We start from the raw sequence: 14,840 nt of genomic DNA on the forward strand, positions 1-14,840 counted from the left end.
CTATTGAGAACCGATTCTTTCCTTGTAGTGGGACTCAATCAACTCATTAGGGATGATGGCGCCCCGGTAATTATCCCCGCCAGACTGTCTCCATACTTCATCCCAAGGCGTCCCCTGGCGATGAGTCAGTGCAGAAAGCTCTACCCCGGAACAATCTGAATAAACATCCCATACTTTATCGAGCAAGGCGAGTGTCTGTTCATCCGGACACTCGTTACCAGGACTTCCATCACCTGGCACCCCATAATTATCTATTGGTGCATCGATGGGGCGACGCCCGTAATGCTTGATCTTTCTGTACAGGTCAGGAATAACTGGCCCATACCGCCAGGCTTGCACGGCATCATTGATGAGGTTGGTGGAGAAGTATCCGCGATGCCATCCGTGGGCGATGTAAACCAGCTTCAGGAGCTTCATTTGGGTAAGCTCGACGCCGGTATCAAACGATTTCTGGATGAAGTAGTTGGCAACGGTTTCGCTGTGCATCATACCCACCTCCCTAGAATTCGATTTATACACCATTCAAAGTGCGGGCCGATTATCCTCATGTCAAGCCTAAAGTCAACAATTGTGACGCGGTGCCGTGACATAAATATGCCCGACCACCTCCCTGTATGCTTTCACAGTGCCACCATTCTCGCCGATGCGCTTATGATGGCCGAAACCCCTATTCGCGAGGTGTGACATGGATCCGATTACAGGCGCATCAGCGCTAGCGTCAATCGTTGGCCTGATAGGTCAATTCAAGTCTGGCCGGGACGCAGCCAGAAGCGAAGACTTTAGCGAATTCATGCAGTGGCTGATCGAGAGCAATCAGTCAGAGCTTAAAAGCATGATCGAGGCGAATCAGACCACCACAATCAGCATCAAGGCGATCCTGAATCAAAACCAATCGAAGCTGGAGTCTAGCCTGGCCCAAATTGGAGAGGCGCTTGCGACCTTCACCAGCACTATTGACGGCTTCTCGGGCCTGAGCAAAAGCTTGCTTCCCGGAGCGGTGCTGTCAGACCAAGCCATCCATATCTTGACAAAGTTTGAAGCGGCTCAGGCAGGAGCAGCTCTAATAGTCGAATCAATTAGTGACGACCCGCATCTGCTTTTCCTTGATGCAAACGGCGGCGTGGCTATATCAGAACCCAGATTCCTTCAAAATGATCTTGACACCCTGGTGTCTCTTGGCCTGCTAACGCAAGGGCGCAACAGCAGCGGCAAGATTATTTTCAACTTTACACGTGCAGCCAGCAGGTTTGTGACGAGCCTTCACGATTCGCCGGCTTAGCTTGCAGCCACCCTTTCCTCAACCGAAGCAAGGCGGCGCATCAGGTCAATCTCGAATGGCTGTAGCCGGCGGCCGTGGAGATCCGCCCAGGCCTTCAGTTCAGTCAGCGAATCAATCGGCCTGGCGGAGCAGTACCACTGCCAGATATAGGCCAGTTCCTCAGGGCACGGCGGGCCGTCCAGCCTTGCTGGTCGCTTGCCGGTCTTCTTCGCTATCGCCTCCAGTTGGGCGCGAATGGTGATCCGCCTATCCGGCCCTTTCTTCGGCCTGGGCCCGGCCGGCTTCAGCAGCCCCAGCTGATGCTCAGCGAAAGCGATCAGCCCTTCACTGAGCTCGCTGAGCCTTTCCGAAAAAAACGCTGGCGATTCGACGCAAAATGATCGACCTCCACGGCCAGGTGCGGTGCCTCCCGCAGGAACTCCTCAAGCGCCTCAGGGGTGAGCTCAGCTTCAAACGACCAGCCCATTATCAGCGCGGCATGCAGCTTCAGCCCGGCTTGGCGGTTTTTCTCGGCCCGCTCGGCCTCATCCTCGATAGCTGCATTCGCCAGGATCGTCCGGCGGTGCGCGTCCAAGGCTGCCTGGAACTCATCAGAGTCAACGCCACGGATCAGCAACCATTCATCGGTGGGCGTGCCGTCAGGCAGCGAGAGCGGCAATTTCTCGCCCTCGTTGGCCTTCGACCGCGTGAAAAAGTCGCTCGGATTCATTATGCGGCTACCCGGGTAATCGTGATTTCAGTATCGAGCGCCTTGTCGTTGAAAGCGCGCAGGTCATAGCTCTGGATGATCGGGTCGTCTCCGCTGCCTTCTTCGGTCGCAGTGGTCAGCTTGGCCTGGGTCATGCTGATCTGGTAGGAGTTCTGGCCGTCGGTCAGAGTGACAACCAGCGGCGTTTTCGTCTCGCCCAAGTACTTGGCCTTGAGACGGTCATCCTCGATGTAGGCCGACAGGCTGCCGCTCAGGTTGATGCGGCCCAGCTTGACGTCGTAGGGGTCGCGACCGAACAGGCGGTAAATTGCCTCCATGCCGTTGTCCAGGCTGATGTTCAGCGCGGTGGCGTGGTTGAGACCGATGCCGCCCTCCAGCAGATCACCCTCAAAGGTGGTCATCATCACTGTGTCGGTGGGCTCGGCCAGGGATTCGGTCTCGGAGTCGTACTCGTAAATCTCTTCCGCCTTGCCGATGATCGAGAACGTGACGCCGATCTTGCCCTGCAGCGGGCAGTCAATGGCCAGGGTTCCGGCCTCGCAGCCACGGTAGATCAGCCAGCGGCCTATATCCGCGTTGTGCTTGAGGACGGCGAAGCTCCGGCGATTGCTTCCGGTCTTGAGCGAGTCGCCTTCCCAGGTGCCGTGGAATGCAGCTTCCAGCAGCATGTCGAAAGTGCCGAAGGTCAGCTCAGCCTCAAGGTCACCGGTTACGCTCGATGCACCGCGGCGCGATTCGGCGGTATGGCGACCCGGCAGCCTCTCGTCAGACTCCAGCTCCTCGAAGGATTGGGACAGGCCGTTGCTGATTAAGCGCAGCGGCTGCCAGGGCGTGGCGGGATCGAGCGTGCCGTCCGCGCCTTCCAGCTTAAAGTAGGAACTTTCGTTGACGCCTTGTGCGTATGCCATTTCATGTCTCCAGATACAAAAAACCCGCACAAGGCGGGCGGGGTGAGGTTGCTTGCCGGTTACTTCGGGAATACCCAGGCTGTGTAATGCACGTCGACGCTAACGAACTGCCAGAGTTCTTCCTGGCGGATCTGGCTGCGCTGCGATTTTCGGATCAGTACGCCCTGCCCTTCATACTCGAGCCGGCGGCCCTTGTGAAAGAAGCTCAGCGCTTTCTGCGCATCGCCCAAGATCGGGGCGGTGCCGGTGCCTTTCGGGTGGAATATGTCGATTTGCAGGATGCCCATGCGCTCGTCGGGTGCGTGCTGGCCCAGGCCGGCCGGGTCGTTCGAGCTGGGCAGGTCGGTGATGCGCGCCCAGCTCTGCCCGCTCACCGGGTCAAACCTCACGCCTTCGAACGCTGTTCGCTCCCGCGGCATAACACCACAAGCCAGATAGGCAGACACCAGCGCGGCGTTTATCTTGATTTCGCTCATGTCACACCTTGTTCTTGCGAATAGCCGCGTCGACCATCTTCTGCACGCGGTCCATGTTCTTGCGCACCATGCCTTCGGGGGCCTGCTTGGAGCTGCCGCGCTCGAGGTCTTCGATGTACGGCAGGTTATTGGACAGGTAGGTAACCTGCCCAGCGCCAGCCGGTGTGTGCTCACTGATCTCAGCAATCGCGCTGCGGCCGGTCTTATCTAGCCGCTCGGTCTCGCCTGTGACAGGTCGGTGCACGCCTGTGAGCCAGTTGCCTCTTGCCCTGCCGGTGTCAACTGGCGTCAGCTTTACGATGCCGCCAAACAGCTCCAGGGTGGCCACCCGCGTGATCTTGTTGTGAGCACTGGTCGTCTTGGCGATGAATCGCCGCATATCCCCTGAAAAGCTCATCAGCGCCTCACTTGCAGCTCGTAGGCCAGCAGGTCACCCGTGGGGTTAATGGTCTGGATGGAAATGACCTTCCAGAGCTGCCCTGCTGCGGTCACGATGGTTTCCAGCGTCGGGGCCCAGGCAAGCGGCGCCATAACTGCCGGATCGGTTATGCCCTGCATGGCCGGCAGGAACAGCTTCTTGTCGTCCCGCATGATCTGGGTACCGTCGGCAAACTGGGTGCCCGACGACTGGAGGTTGTAGTTGTCGAGGATTGCCCGGGCCTGCTGGCTCTTCGTTTCCCCCGGCACGGTGACGCCGGTTACCGGGTCGTAGTCGTCCGGCGTGGTGATCTTCAGCGTAACCAGCTCTCCGATCTCAGCGACCACCGCGGCCGCCTCGGCCATACCCTCGAGGATTTCAGCGCGCAGGCTCATGTCAGATCCTCTTGAGCATCATGGTGCCGGTTCGTCGTGTCCAGGGTGCCAGCAACGCCAGGGCGAATGATTCGCCTGTGGTGGTTGCCTTTGAGCCCTTAGCAAACGTCTTGGCGGTGGTGACCGGGCCGGCGGTGACACTGGTGCTGACCACCTCCCGATCCTCAGCAGCGAAGATTCGCCCCGCTGCAGCTTCCTTTGCGATCTGCGCCCCGGCCAGCTTGATCTCGCTGGGCACCGGGTCGGGCACAGGCCGCGTAATCTTGGCCGTCAACCAGGCGTTGGCCATGGTCACGGCAAGGGCCTCATCACCGCTGCCGGCCCAGCCAGGACCAAGCAGGGCGTCTACATCGGCAACGGTAATGAAGTCAGTCATGCATCAGTCCTCAGTGCCATCCGGCTTGGTGTCGCCGTCTTCCTGCTGCGGGATCAGCTTCTGCAGTTCGGCCTTCTTCGCGGTGGCGTCAAACTCGATGCCCTGCTCGGTCAACCAGGTTTTGAGATCGGCCACGCCCATCTTGTGCGGGTCGCTTTCGCCCTGGCCGCCATCCGGCTTGGTGTCGCCAACCTGGATGCCTGCACGCTCGTAGGCCTCGGCCACGCCCGGGAAGTCGCCATCAATCACCACAACGGTGGCAGTAGCGATCACGCCCAGGTACTTGGTGCGGTAGCAGACGCCGCGCTCGCGGCCCGGTGTTTTGGTGTAAATCACTTTCATGGGTCAGTCCTCATGGATGGGCGCCCCGCAGGGCGCCGCAATGGGTTACGGGGCTGCGGTGCCGCTGATAACAGCAGCGAAAGGCACCTGTTTGCGGTCGAAAACGCGCGCCCAGTTGGCCGGATCAGCCATCTGCGTAGGCGTCGGGGATGCGTTCTGATCCTCGCTACCGGTCCAGGAGAACCCGGCAGGGTGGATGAGGTAGGTCTTGCGCTCCCACAACACCTCGGTGCCGCCACCGTTACCACCGGCGGCGTCGCGGTCCAGCTCTACAGGCATGTGCGGGGAGCCCACGCCATAGCCGAACGCGCCGGTACCGAAGAACATGCTCATGTACTGGCCGTCCCCGTAGGTGAGCGAGTCGTCCATGAAGATCGGCTTGCCCAGGTAGGTGGCCAGGATGATGCGGCCCTCGCTGTCACGCAGGTACTCGATCAGATCGAGCTTGGCCATGCGCTTCATGACGACGGAATGGACGCCCAATGCGCTGAACTGATCAGCCGCATCGCCGGCGGTGTACGCGGCGTCAATGAATGCGTTGGCATCCACGTCTGCGCCGGCGTCAATCACCATGTCGCCGCCATTGTTGGCGATGTTCGAGGCCATCACACCGCGAGCGGTGCCCAGGGTGTAGCGCTGCCACTGACGGTTCCAGTAGGTGCCGAAGCGGTTGCGGATGTGCTGCATGGGCTCGCTGTTCGCCAGCTCAGCAGTCAGGTCAGCTACGCCGTAGCCTTTGTTGAGGAACAGGGTGCGGGACTTCATGCTGCCCTGGGTTGCTTTGCCCACCGCCCCGCGATCATCGGGGTTATCGGTGGAGGCATTGGGCGCTTCGTCAGCGTCCAGGTCCTGCCAGTAGCTGACAGTGCCCGTGCCCTGGCCGTTCTGAGCAACGGCGTCCAGCGCGGGGTTGCGGGTGATGATGCCGGACTCGTAGACGGCGGTTTTCTCCGGAGAGTTGACCGGCGCCAGAGACTGGTAGTAGTCAGCGACAAAAATATCAGTGAGGCGAGTAGTTGCCATGGTTATGTTTCCTTGGTGGCCATTAACTTCTTGAATGCGTCGGGGTTGTCCCGAGCAAGCGCGGCGCGCTCAGCTTCGGAGTAGTCGCCCCATTTCTTTGTGGCCTTGCCACCGTTGTCGCCGGTCGGTCCGGCACCCTGAGCCCTGGGCCAGAGGTGTGTTGCGGTTTCCCGCAGCGATTCCGCCCATTCGAGCGGGTTCAGCGGGGTCTTGCCGTCCTTGCCGTAGATGACCTGGCCATCTGGGTCGACAGCTACTGCCTCACCGTTTTCGTCAAGGGTGAACGTGCCCTTGGCGCGGAGGATGATGTCCTCGGATGCCTCGGGCAGTGCCCCAGCCTTCAATGCAGCGGCACGGATGGAGTCAGCCAGCACCTTGTCGCTGAAGCGCTTGGCGAAGGCCTCGGCCTTGTCAGCGCGCTCCTTCTCGGCATTGAGCTGCTTGTCCAACTCGTTGCGCAGGCGCTCGGTGCGCTTGGTGACCACCTCGTCCAGCTTGCCCTCGGCAATCAGGCGGGTTTCCTCGTCCTTGCTGGCCCGGCTGAGCAGCCCCTTGACCGCTTCGATATCCAGGCCTTCGAACTGCCCTTTCAGGCCGTCCAGCTCAGTCTTGGTGGTTCTCAAGCTGCCCAGCAGCTCCTGGTTCTTGGATTTCAGGCCGGAGACTTCTATGTCCAGGTACTCCTGAACCTTGCCGCCAAGCGCCTCCTTGAGGGCCGCGGCTTTGTCGTCGTCCAGTCCAAGTTCTGCTGCATCAAATTCAAAAGGCATTGCGATCCCCTCGGGATTGGTTGGCCGCCGACCTGATCGACGGGCATAAAAAAGCCCGCACAGTGGCGGGCCAGTAACGAAAAACCCCGACCGGAGTCAGGGTTCAGAAATAGAAAACCCGGCGCGGGGCCGGGTTTTGATGAGCCGCTAAACCCTTTTGGCTATCTCTTTAATGATCCCCAGATCTATCGGTGAGTAGAATTCTTCAAGAGTCGTCTGAACACATATCTCGAGGTCGTTGGAGCGGCCCCCGCACTTTTCTCGAACGAAGACCGCGAGCGCGACTAGGGTTGGCAGCTCGTATATCAGCGTTGCGACCTGGCCATACCCTAGGTTTGCAGGTAGGTCAGTACTGACTGGGACCGTGCTCCGTAAACTCACGACCTGCTTTGTATGCGGGGATCTGATCGAAACCCCCGTGACGTTTGCTGGCTGCCCTCCGCATGAGATGATTCGTACAAAGACATTTACGGTCCGCTTTTCTTTTACAATAAGATCGCCGAATCGCGTCACGATACGAACCTTCGGTTGCATTTCCTTGCGCCGCACTTCAGCCAACCATAGCGTTACAATAACTGCCGCCGAGGTACCTACGCCTGCAAACCAATCGCCGACGCTTCCCCAGAGCGGCACAAACCGTACGGTAGAATCGGGGTTGAGATTGATCCCTGCTGTAAGTCCCAGCAGGCCACAAATGATGCAGAGCGCCAGCACTGCCAAGCCAACCATCCAGCGCATGCGGTTACTCAAGCCAGCACCACCCTGCTGCCCTTCATGAAACACCCAGCACATAGGATCTGCTTGGTGCCACCCTGGGCCTTGCCGTTCTTGAAGATCATGCCGACCTTGGTTTCAATCACTTCGGAACCACCGCATCGGTGGCACGTCAACAGGTGGGCCGCCGCTGGATTCGCCTTGCGGGCCTTCTTGAGCTTGTCGGTGTTCGTCTGCTCAGGTGAGCCTTCGATCACATGGAATGGATGCTTGGTAGTCATGCAGCCAGTATACCGGCTTTTTCGAAGGCATCCGCGTCACGCTTGCGCAGCTCGTCCAGGGTGTAAACCTTGCCTCGCTGATCAGTGAACCGGTCAACAGTCAGACCACCCTCGCGGAACAATTTGCCTCGCTCCGGGCCAAGCACTTCGTCCTGAAACGCTGCAGGCTTCGACTTGAGCCAGGGCCCATAGCTGATATCGCCTGCCACCTCCCCGTCCATGCTTGCCCGGACGCCCGGGTCAATCTCGGACTTGCTCAGGCCCAGCGCTTCCCAGGCCGACTTCAAGACAGGTACCGACGCGCTTCGGCAACCCCAGTGCCGGGGCGGCTGCGGGCCGGTGCCAATCTTGAAGGTCTTGCCCGACAGTCCGGCGCAGGTCAGCGTGGTACGCCCATCCAGGGTGGCGACAAACTCCCACTCTTCGACTATGTCAGCATTGCCCTCATACAGCGCCTGCCGGGCATAGTTTGCCGTGTGGTTGACCGCGGTCCGCACCAGAGCCTCAGCGCCACGCCGGTCTACCTCCATCAGTCCATCGGCATAGCCAAGCGCCCGGGTGCCGCGAAGCCGCCGCACCATCTGGTCAATGGTCTGCCCTTCGACAAATCCCATCCGAATGGTGTCGCGGATGCGGAATGCCCTGGCTTGCTCTATGCCGGCCAGGGCCTCGCGCAGCAGCTTGCCCTGGAATGGTCTGGCCATTGCCGCGGCGTGTGCCTGGGACGCTGTGACCGTGTTAAGGGTCAGCTGCTCGGCCACCACGGAAGGCAGGACAGAGCTGATAGCTCGGTGCTGCCAGCTCGCTTCGTATCCAGCCAGCTCGAGCAGCGCGGTATCCAGCTCCTCGCCTACAGCCCGGTAAGCGTCGGCATTAAGCCGCTGCACGCCCACCAGCAGCTGATCAAGGCGCTGAACGGTGAAGCGCTCAGGCGGCAGCCTTTCGAGAGCATCCCCCAACTGGCGATACAGGTCGGCATCGACGCGATTCAGCAGCGAGATTATCTTGCGGGCTACACCGCCACCGTACCGCTGCAGGTATATCTGATGACCTATAGCAAGGTCAGCAAGTCGATCATTCGCGGTTGCCAAAACCAAAGTCCTCAAGACCGAGGCTGCCCAGCGCCGGCGGCTGCTGGTTTATCAGCTCCAGCTCGCTCTGCCAGTCTCGCTCAGGAAGCTTGCCGGTGCTGATGTACAGCCAGAATGAATCATGACTCACGATGCCTGCCTGTGCGGCGGTCAGCAGTTGCGCTGCGAGCTGCGGGTCTACGCCCACCGCGGTGAAGTCAGGCTTGACCGTGAATGAGACCTTCTTTTCATCAAAACCCATCCAGTCGGCCAGGTATCGCAAGCCCTGCTCTAGGCCTTCTGCCGCGGTGATGACCATGCTATGCAGCGTGGCGTGCTGATCGTTCTGCCGGGTCTTTCGGGCCTCTCCAGACTCGGCGCCACCGATATCCATCACTTTCGCCCCGGCTTCGAGAGCAGAGTTCTTCTGGTCATCCATCGCTTTGCGCACGGCATCGATGCCGGCGCCCTGGAACTCCAAGTAGCCGCAGGAGCCGTTCGGGCCAAGATCCCATGCGGCAGACGGGCCAGTGATAGACAGTTCAGTTTCATCATCCATGCCAGCTACCCAAGGCTGCGGGTGACTGGTCTGGTGCAGTGCTGTGAAGTAGTCGGCGCTCAACTGGTACGACTTCAGCGCCGCCCGAGCCATGCTCAACAGCGGCACCTCGTCCACATCGGGGCCGTTGTCGGTTGAGCCGCAGTAAATGACCGGTAGATAGGCCAGGCCTTTGACCAGGCGCTGATCAGCCCCGGTGGTGCCCAGCGGACGCTCTTCTTCAACAATGGCGCCCTTGTCATCCCATACGGCGGTGTGGCAAACGCCTTCTCGCATGGTGAAGACGCGGTAAACCGGTTCGTATTCGTGGCTGAACTCGTCGCTATCCGCCTTCTCGCGGAATTCGCGGAACACGGCGAGCACCAGATCCTGCCGGCCACTCTGGCTGGCGGTCTTCCAGTTGATCGCGTTGACTGCGGCGTAGGTCGAGAAGTAAGGCAGGCCATTTTCGTCGATGTTGGCCACCAGCGGCACGCGGCCATGGGAAATGATCTGGCGCACCAGGCGGAAGAACAGTTGCTTCAGGCCGAAACCATCGGCGGTGGCGTTTTCCAGCATGCCCGTCATGCCGCCCGGCAATTCGATCTCCGGCTGCAAGCGCGACACAAGACCCATCATGGAGCGCAGGCTGTCCCGGACCCATTGTTCATACTGAGCCCGGGCCACATAGCCCTCATATAGGTACCGGTTTCCATCACCATCCTGCTTTTCCGCCTCGACCATGCCGCTTGGCTTGGGCAGGTTGCTGGGATCAGCCTTGATCGCCTGCTCACCCTCAAGGGCGGCGTCCATCATCTCCCATTCGTGCAGATGGCGATCATAGTCAGGATTGGTGGATTGCACCGGCATTATGTAAGTCCTCGGATGCGGCGGGTGCCGGCTGTCGGTCGTTTAATCGGGTATTCGCGATGGATGAAGTAACCCGCAGCGTCGTTTGCATGGTCGGCGCCCTGGGTCTTGTCCGGCTCCCCGCTCACGCCCCATATCTGCTGTTCCAGGCAGTCCGCATAACTCGGGCAGAGATCGGCGTTCACCCGGTAGCGACGCTCGCCTTCCGCGTTACAGAGCATGGCATTCATGGTGTTGACCCGATCTTTGACCGGAGGGTTGGCGTTGGGCGCCATGACCTTGAAGCCAGCCTGCTTGAGCAACTGCAAGTCGGTGGTGCTTGCGTTGACCGAGCGCCGACCGTCACCGGAAGCATCCGGATAGATCAGGATCTCCCGCGTCTTGCTGTAATCCTTACCGTCGTACAGCCAGTAGCGCTCCTTGATTCGCCGAATCATGTCGGGAGTGTCGTAGCCATCCATCAGCTCATCGACTGCATGCGGCAGGCCGAGGCGTTTTACGTGGGTGACCGCGGCCATTTTGCCGACGTTGAAATCCATCCCGATGAATACTGGCTCGCCCGGCTGGACGGTCTCTTTGCTGCCATTCAGCTTGCGATCATAGGTGTGATACACCGTGCCGCTGGTCAGGTTGACGAACTGGCCATCCAGATACGCCTGGATAAGCTGCGGAGGGTAGCTATCCATCAGCGATGGAATATAGTCGTCCGGCAGGTTCTCTTCGTTATCGAAGGTGGATGCCTGGACCAGCCCGTACAACGGGCCGAGAGCCGGCTTCTCACGCAGCTGCTTGACGAACTGCTGGTAGACGAACTTGAACCCTTCTGGCGTGGTGGTTACGTCCACCCCGTTCTTCAGCCCGTCCTCCTTGTAGCGCATCCGGGCAATGATCTTGCGCCACGCCTGCTGGGCTTTGGCTGCAGCGAGAATGTCCAGCTCGTCGACCAGGGCATGCCCGATCTTGAAGCCGACGATGGTCTGCGGCTTCTCCATCGATCGGCAAATGATCGTGCCGCGGTACTGCCGGCCGCTGTAGAACTCGACCTCTTTGTCGCTTTCCTTGGTCTTGACCCGAAGGCCCCAATCGAAAGCCACCTCATCAATCGTTGGGAAGAAGATGTCCCGGATTTGCGGATAGGTCGGAGCGAAGTACCCAGCATTGATGCGGGGCCACTCCCACATGTGCTTGCACAGCGCGGCGCAGCCCACCCAAGTCTTGCCCGAGCCAAACCCAGCCACGAAGCCGCGGAACTTATGGGGGAGCCGTAGAAAATTGGCTTGAGGAACATTAAGCGTCGGCATCACGCTTCCTCGCGTCGACCACTTCCACCTGAACGCGAGTCGGAAGGACATCCTCGCCACCGCCTTCCGGTTTGGGCTGGCGATTCACGTACACGTCTCCGACCTCTTTGGCAGCCTGCTCCAACAGCTGGGCGGTCAGCGCCATGTTGCGCATGTTCTCGGCTTTCTCAGCCAGGCGGCCCAGCGTACGAAGCCGGTACGCCCGGTTAGCAATTGGGATCTCTGCCGTCTCTTCGCGAAAGCGCTTGCGGGTATGGTGGAACAGATCGACCCACTTCTTGCCTAGCCGCTGCCCGGCAAACTTGGTTGGGTCATGCGATTCACATTGTTGACGGGTGACTTCAATGCCGAATTCTGTCTTGACGGCCGCCACCACCTGAGAGGGCGTGTCAAAGCAGGCCAGAGCCTGAACTATGAAGGCTTTGACCTCGCTTCGTAGAACTGCCATATGTTTGCCATCCGTCAAAACCTGTCATGGAGTCAGGCGGACTTGAGCAGACAGGTTCCGCAGGCCCTCGAAATGTTGATCTTTGCCATTTAGGGCGGTATCTAATGTATGCCCACGCATGACAAGCATTGCCTGTTGCGGGCTATTCAGTTGCCAGTAGATGCGTCCAATTGCGGCCATGCACTATGTCCTGGATTGCCGAATGACTAACCCCGTAGCGGCGCGCAAAATTTGCACACTGTCCATATTTTCCGGTGTATTCAGAACGTATGGCGAGAACGTCGTCATCCGTAAGGACAGCCTTGCTGTTTCGCGCCCCCTGCCTTGAAAGGAGCCCGGTGCGGAATGCGTGTTGGATGTTTCCGCTGCGCGTGACGTACTCAAGATTTTCAAGTCGCGGATTCTGCTTGTTTCCGTCGATATGATTGACCTCGTATCCCTCTGGGCATGGCCCAATAAAGGCATGGGCGACAAGGCGGTGGACATACCAATTCGTGACATCACCTTCACAGAAGAGCGCAACTGCCGGATACGCCCCGCCACCTGGAATGCGGGGCTTGAGAATTGCTCCAACGCGGCCGCGACCGCGCTTCGGTTTGACGATGCGCTTGACATTGCCATAGTTGCTGACCGCATAGTCAGGATGACTTTGAATGACCTTCCACTGCTCAATCATTACGCAGACCTCATAAGGCATGTACCGCATGCACTGGCGATGGATGCGCGACTTACTGATGGGGGCTTCTTGGCCGCTTCGACCATGCGCGCCAGATCGCCTTCCGGATGGCCAACGCCGTAGCGCTCCACTATGGATACAAACTCACTGACATCGTGGCCGCGAAGAAAAAGCTTTGGCATGCCTTCCTGGGTGAATTTCGGCGCCCCGTACTGATCAGTAGCGTGAGCGATGTGCATCAATTCGTGCTCCACCAGTCGCAAAAAATCAGCGTCACTGCATTGAGAGCAATAGTCAGCAGCGAGCGTGATGATGAAAGCCGGCACACGCCCGAACCAATCCCGCATCTGCTGCTCCATCCGGGCTTTCTGCCACCCGCCGGCACGGAACGCTACCTGCTCGGCTTGGCCGATAACCGAGCGCCCCTTCTTGGCGAAGGCAGTGGATGCCCACATGACCTCGATGTCAGCGTCGAGGAGGTGCGCGTGGTCTGGGTTGTGGATGCTGCCGGTCTCGGCTAGCACTTCGGACTGGATCCACTCCCATACATTTGGGGCTGGCACCAAGCGGGTAAAAATATCTGCCAAGTCGTTGATTTGTGTCAGCGATGCTGGAGGGCTCGGACGCATTGAGAAACCTCAAGCATTTTCGGGTTGATATGCCATTACTTTGATGGCATTAAGGGGTTTCACTCACTTGATAGGTACCAGACATGAGCGAAGTAATGATGGCCCTTGCCGGGAACACCAACGCTAGCTACTCCAATGCGACCAAGGAACGTAAGCGATCCATAGCGGTCGCTGCTGCTCTTGAGCTAATCACAGCCCGCGTTTCCACTGCAGCGCCGAACGGAGCGCACTTGGAAGCTGAGGTTAAAAACATTTCTATGTATGCTGACCAGATCCAAGCTGCGCTTGAGGCTAAGTAAACGACCCCGCCCGTGCCGCGTCTGCATGCGGCACACCTAAATCTGATGATGGCTGTATACGCAGACAAGCCACTCTTCAATGATCCGCCGCACTACCGGCTCTGATAGCACCTCAACTGGCTGTCGACCAGCGATCACGTCACGCACCAATTTCACATGCACGAAATGGATAGCACCAGGGGTGCGGATGGTCAGGTGTCGCCTGGATAGGTCGGATACCGTGGCCATCACTCACCATCCATACGTGAATCAATAATGACTTGCTCACCGATCCGCAGCAGGCCGAGAGCTGTTATGTCATCTGCCCTTGGTCCGAATGCGAATGTCTCTGTCCCGCCGTCTCGATCCATCAGCACCAGCACTCCAGCATTAACCGGTGCCAGTTCGCCCGATTCGATATCAGCGACCACGCCTTTCAATGCAGCCAGAGCATCGCGCCAGCCCTCGCGATCAAATGGGACTACCTTTGGGCCGCTCATAACCGGGCCGCTTCATGAGCATTCAGCAGCACCCAATGGGCCTCGGCGCTCATTCCCACCACCAGTAGGGTCAATGCCATCATTTGCGCCTCCCGTGCCACGCTTCCGGGCCTTTCATCACTGCAGACAAGTTACCCTTGCATTGAAGGGTCGCAGCCGCGAACACGCCCAGCAGGATGACCAGGGGCCATGCCAGCAACTGAACCTGCAGTCGACCGTCCAGAATGAATATGACTGCCGCCCCTGAGCTGGCCATAACGACAGTAGCCAGCCAGGACACTGCCCGGCGGTATTGCGCTCCCTTCCGGCGATAAGTGAAAAGGCGCACGAAGATCGTGACACAGAGAATCAGAGTGATGATGGTCAGCATAGGGTCAGCCCTCCCGGGGCGACACCTGTCCCCGCGTCCGTATGGCGGCCAGGGTTACAGTTACGATCAGGGCGGAGCAGACAAATGCGGCCAGCGCGGGCAGCTCGATAGGGCCGATCCCGAATACCTTGGCATTTGCGACTGCCGGGGCAGATAGGAAGCCCATGACGAAGCTGATGCAGAAGAACATGATGCGCTTGGGCATTGGCAGCTCTTGGGCGGATGCAAAGTAGATCAGCGCCCCACACAGAGCGCCTACTGCAGCAGAGCCGTCGAAGCCCGCCCACACTCCAGCTACTCCCGCCCCCACTCCAGCCGCCGCCACGACTAATGTACTGCTTGGCTCGGCCATGGGTGTTCCTCGGAAACGAAAAAGCCCCGCACAATGGCGAGGCCCTGAAATGAAAAACCCCCACGCCAGATCACTCTGTGTGGGGGTCATGTTTGCCAAAGGCAAAAATTCTAAGAT

General features: G+C 59.2%; 23 protein-coding genes. 2 read left to right on the forward strand and 21 right to left on the reverse strand.

Annotation, left to right across the window (positions count from 1 at the left end):
• A complete protein-coding gene (locus QAO71_RS10410) occupies positions 1-489 on the reverse strand; it encodes a type II toxin-antitoxin system antitoxin SocA domain-containing protein (protein WP_280164341.1) in 489 nt (162 codons plus the stop codon).
• A 196-nt stretch (positions 490-685) separates the two neighbouring features.
• Here QAO71_RS10410 and QAO71_RS10415 point away from each other — a divergent pair, with 196 nt between their 5' ends.
• Entirely contained in the window at positions 686-1,279 is a 594-nt protein-coding gene (locus QAO71_RS10415; protein ID WP_280164342.1) for a hypothetical protein, read from the forward strand.
• Positions 1,280-1,595: 316 nt separating this feature from the next.
• On the opposite strand, the gene QAO71_RS10420 is transcribed toward QAO71_RS10415, so the two are convergent.
• The 17 genes from QAO71_RS10420 to QAO71_RS10500 all read right to left on the reverse strand — a co-directional run bounded on the left by QAO71_RS10420 (position 1,596) and on the right by QAO71_RS10500 (position 13,223).
• Positions 1,596-1,988 carry a hypothetical protein gene (locus QAO71_RS10420; protein ID WP_280164344.1) on the reverse strand — a complete coding sequence of 131 codons (393 nt, stop codon included), beginning with the start codon at positions 1,986-1,988 and terminating at the stop codon, positions 1,596-1,598.
• Complete coding sequence (locus QAO71_RS10425) at positions 1,988-2,896, reverse strand: phage tail tube protein (RefSeq protein ID WP_280164345.1); 909 nt, start codon at positions 2,894-2,896, stop codon at positions 1,988-1,990. The genes QAO71_RS10420 and QAO71_RS10425 overlap by 1 nt, the downstream gene beginning before the upstream one ends.
• Before the next feature lie 59 nt (positions 2,897-2,955).
• Positions 2,956-3,372: a phage tail terminator-like protein gene (locus QAO71_RS10430; RefSeq protein ID WP_280164346.1), complete on the reverse strand. Its 417-nt coding sequence runs from the start codon at positions 3,370-3,372 to the stop codon at positions 2,956-2,958.
• A 1-nt stretch (position 3,373) separates the two neighbouring features.
• Positions 3,374-3,769 carry a hypothetical protein gene (locus QAO71_RS10435; RefSeq protein WP_280164347.1) on the reverse strand — a complete coding sequence of 132 codons (396 nt, stop codon included), beginning with the start codon at positions 3,767-3,769 and terminating at the stop codon, positions 3,374-3,376.
• The gene (locus tag QAO71_RS10440) at positions 3,769-4,185 is read right to left on the reverse strand and encodes a hypothetical protein (protein WP_280164348.1); all 417 of its coding nucleotides are present in this window, start codon (positions 4,183-4,185) and stop codon (positions 3,769-3,771) included. The genes QAO71_RS10435 and QAO71_RS10440 overlap by 1 nt, the downstream gene beginning before the upstream one ends.
• A 1-nt stretch (position 4,186) precedes the next feature.
• Positions 4,187-4,561: a hypothetical protein gene (locus tag QAO71_RS10445; RefSeq protein WP_280164350.1), complete on the reverse strand. Its 375-nt coding sequence runs from the start codon at positions 4,559-4,561 to the stop codon at positions 4,187-4,189.
• Positions 4,562-4,564: 3 nt separating this feature from the next.
• Positions 4,565-4,903: a HeH/LEM domain-containing protein gene (locus QAO71_RS10450; RefSeq protein WP_280164351.1), complete on the reverse strand. Its 339-nt coding sequence runs from the start codon at positions 4,901-4,903 to the stop codon at positions 4,565-4,567.
• A gap of 45 nt (positions 4,904-4,948) precedes the next feature.
• Positions 4,949-5,926, reverse strand: coding sequence for a major capsid protein (locus tag QAO71_RS10455; protein ID WP_280164352.1), 978 nt, complete (start codon positions 5,924-5,926; stop codon positions 4,949-4,951).
• 2 nt (positions 5,927-5,928) lie between these two features.
• Positions 5,929-6,696: a hypothetical protein gene (locus QAO71_RS10460; protein ID WP_280164353.1), complete on the reverse strand. Its 768-nt coding sequence runs from the start codon at positions 6,694-6,696 to the stop codon at positions 5,929-5,931.
• 147 nt (positions 6,697-6,843) lie between these two features.
• Complete coding sequence (locus QAO71_RS10465) at positions 6,844-7,434, reverse strand: hypothetical protein (RefSeq protein WP_280164354.1); 591 nt, start codon at positions 7,432-7,434, stop codon at positions 6,844-6,846.
• An 8-nt stretch (positions 7,435-7,442) separates the two neighbouring features.
• Positions 7,443-7,691 carry a hypothetical protein gene (locus tag QAO71_RS10470; RefSeq protein WP_280164355.1) on the reverse strand — a complete coding sequence of 83 codons (249 nt, stop codon included), beginning with the start codon at positions 7,689-7,691 and terminating at the stop codon, positions 7,443-7,445.
• A complete protein-coding gene (locus QAO71_RS10475; RefSeq protein WP_280164356.1) occupies positions 7,688-8,782 on the reverse strand; it encodes a phage minor head protein in 1,095 nt (364 codons plus the stop codon). The genes QAO71_RS10470 and QAO71_RS10475 overlap by 4 nt, the downstream gene beginning before the upstream one ends.
• Positions 8,766-10,169 (reverse strand): DUF4055 domain-containing protein, encoded by a 1,404-nt coding sequence (locus QAO71_RS10480; RefSeq protein ID WP_280164357.1) that lies wholly within the window; start codon positions 10,167-10,169, stop codon positions 8,766-8,768. Before QAO71_RS10480 ends, QAO71_RS10475 begins: the two co-directional genes overlap by 17 nt.
• Positions 10,169-11,470, reverse strand: coding sequence for a terminase family protein (locus tag QAO71_RS10485; protein WP_280164358.1), 1,302 nt, complete (start codon positions 11,468-11,470; stop codon positions 10,169-10,171). The genes QAO71_RS10480 and QAO71_RS10485 overlap by 1 nt, the downstream gene beginning before the upstream one ends.
• Positions 11,457-11,918, reverse strand: coding sequence for a DUF2280 domain-containing protein (locus QAO71_RS10490; RefSeq protein ID WP_280164359.1), 462 nt, complete (start codon positions 11,916-11,918; stop codon positions 11,457-11,459). The genes QAO71_RS10485 and QAO71_RS10490 overlap by 14 nt, the downstream gene beginning before the upstream one ends.
• 142 nt (positions 11,919-12,060) lie before the next feature.
• On the reverse strand, positions 12,061-12,594 hold the full coding sequence (locus QAO71_RS10495) for an NUMOD4 motif-containing HNH endonuclease (protein ID WP_280164360.1): 534 nt from the start codon (positions 12,592-12,594) through the stop codon (positions 12,061-12,063).
• Positions 12,594-13,223 (reverse strand): putative metallopeptidase, encoded by a 630-nt coding sequence (locus QAO71_RS10500; RefSeq protein WP_280164361.1) that lies wholly within the window; start codon positions 13,221-13,223, stop codon positions 12,594-12,596. Before QAO71_RS10500 ends, QAO71_RS10495 begins: the two co-directional genes overlap by 1 nt.
• A gap of 83 nt (positions 13,224-13,306) precedes the next feature.
• Here QAO71_RS10500 and QAO71_RS10505 point away from each other — a divergent pair, with 83 nt between their 5' ends.
• Entirely contained in the window at positions 13,307-13,522 is a 216-nt protein-coding gene (locus QAO71_RS10505) for a hypothetical protein (protein WP_280164362.1), read from the forward strand.
• Between the two features lie 227 nt (positions 13,523-13,749).
• On the opposite strand, the gene QAO71_RS10510 is transcribed toward QAO71_RS10505, so the two are convergent.
• From QAO71_RS10510 to QAO71_RS10520, 3 genes are all read right to left on the reverse strand, one after another.
• Positions 13,750-14,001 (reverse strand): hypothetical protein, encoded by a 252-nt coding sequence (locus tag QAO71_RS10510; RefSeq protein WP_280164363.1) that lies wholly within the window; start codon positions 13,999-14,001, stop codon positions 13,750-13,752.
• 79 nt (positions 14,002-14,080) lie between these two features.
• Positions 14,081-14,371 carry a phage holin family protein gene (locus tag QAO71_RS10515; protein WP_280164364.1) on the reverse strand — a complete coding sequence of 97 codons (291 nt, stop codon included), beginning with the start codon at positions 14,369-14,371 and terminating at the stop codon, positions 14,081-14,083.
• A 4-nt stretch (positions 14,372-14,375) separates the two neighbouring features.
• Positions 14,376-14,813, reverse strand: a complete 438-nt coding sequence (locus QAO71_RS10520; protein WP_348273408.1) for a putative holin — start codon at positions 14,811-14,813, stop codon at positions 14,376-14,378.
• Between the last annotated feature and the right edge of the window lie 27 nt (positions 14,814-14,840).

It is taken from the genome of Halopseudomonas sp. SMJS2, from assembly GCF_029866945.1.
GTDB classification, from domain to species: domain Bacteria; phylum Pseudomonadota; class Gammaproteobacteria; order Pseudomonadales; family Pseudomonadaceae; genus Halopseudomonas; species Halopseudomonas bauzanensis.

What these genes read in the sequence shown, in the direction of transcription:
- QAO71_RS10410 (WP_280164341.1), bottom strand. Translation starts at nt 489, where the DNA reads ATGATGCACAGCGAAACCGTTGCCAACTACTTCATCCAGAAATCGTTT.
- QAO71_RS10415 (WP_280164342.1), top strand. Translation starts at nt 686, where the DNA reads ATGGATCCGATTACAGGCGCATCAGCGCTAGCGTCAATCGTTGGCCTG.
- QAO71_RS10420 (WP_280164344.1), bottom strand. Translation starts at nt 1,988, where the DNA reads ATGAATCCGAGCGACTTTTTCACGCGGTCGAAGGCCAACGAGGGCGAG.
- QAO71_RS10425 (WP_280164345.1), bottom strand. Translation starts at nt 2,896, where the DNA reads ATGGCATACGCACAAGGCGTCAACGAAAGTTCCTACTTTAAGCTGGAA.
- QAO71_RS10430 (WP_280164346.1), bottom strand. Translation starts at nt 3,372, where the DNA reads ATGAGCGAAATCAAGATAAACGCCGCGCTGGTGTCTGCCTATCTGGCT.
- QAO71_RS10435 (WP_280164347.1), bottom strand. Translation starts at nt 3,769, where the DNA reads ATGAGCTTTTCAGGGGATATGCGGCGATTCATCGCCAAGACGACCAGT.
- QAO71_RS10440 (WP_280164348.1), bottom strand. Translation starts at nt 4,185, where the DNA reads ATGAGCCTGCGCGCTGAAATCCTCGAGGGTATGGCCGAGGCGGCCGCG.
- QAO71_RS10445 (WP_280164350.1), bottom strand. Translation starts at nt 4,561, where the DNA reads ATGACTGACTTCATTACCGTTGCCGATGTAGACGCCCTGCTTGGTCCT.
- QAO71_RS10450 (WP_280164351.1), bottom strand. Translation starts at nt 4,903, where the DNA reads ATGAAAGTGATTTACACCAAAACACCGGGCCGCGAGCGCGGCGTCTGC.
- QAO71_RS10455 (WP_280164352.1), bottom strand. Translation starts at nt 5,926, where the DNA reads ATGGCAACTACTCGCCTCACTGATATTTTTGTCGCTGACTACTACCAG.
- QAO71_RS10460 (WP_280164353.1), bottom strand. Translation starts at nt 6,696, where the DNA reads ATGCCTTTTGAATTTGATGCAGCAGAACTTGGACTGGACGACGACAAA.
- QAO71_RS10465 (WP_280164354.1), bottom strand. Translation starts at nt 7,434, where the DNA reads ATGCGCTGGATGGTTGGCTTGGCAGTGCTGGCGCTCTGCATCATTTGT.
- QAO71_RS10470 (WP_280164355.1), bottom strand. Translation starts at nt 7,691, where the DNA reads ATGACTACCAAGCATCCATTCCATGTGATCGAAGGCTCACCTGAGCAG.
- QAO71_RS10480 (WP_280164357.1), bottom strand. Translation starts at nt 10,169, where the DNA reads ATGCCGGTGCAATCCACCAATCCTGACTATGATCGCCATCTGCACGAA.
- QAO71_RS10485 (WP_280164358.1), bottom strand. Translation starts at nt 11,470, where the DNA reads ATGCCGACGCTTAATGTTCCTCAAGCCAATTTTCTACGGCTCCCCCAT.
- QAO71_RS10490 (WP_280164359.1), bottom strand. Translation starts at nt 11,918, where the DNA reads ATGGCAGTTCTACGAAGCGAGGTCAAAGCCTTCATAGTTCAGGCTCTG.
- QAO71_RS10495 (WP_280164360.1), bottom strand. Translation starts at nt 12,594, where the DNA reads ATGATTGAGCAGTGGAAGGTCATTCAAAGTCATCCTGACTATGCGGTC.
- QAO71_RS10500 (WP_280164361.1), bottom strand. Translation starts at nt 13,223, where the DNA reads ATGCGTCCGAGCCCTCCAGCATCGCTGACACAAATCAACGACTTGGCA.
- QAO71_RS10505 (WP_280164362.1), top strand. Translation starts at nt 13,307, where the DNA reads ATGAGCGAAGTAATGATGGCCCTTGCCGGGAACACCAACGCTAGCTAC.
- QAO71_RS10510 (WP_280164363.1), bottom strand. Translation starts at nt 14,001, where the DNA reads ATGAGCGGCCCAAAGGTAGTCCCATTTGATCGCGAGGGCTGGCGCGAT.
- QAO71_RS10515 (WP_280164364.1), bottom strand. Translation starts at nt 14,371, where the DNA reads ATGCTGACCATCATCACTCTGATTCTCTGTGTCACGATCTTCGTGCGC.
- QAO71_RS10520 (WP_348273408.1), bottom strand. Translation starts at nt 14,813, where the DNA reads ATGACCCCCACACAGAGTGATCTGGCGTGGGGGTTTTTCATTTCAGGG.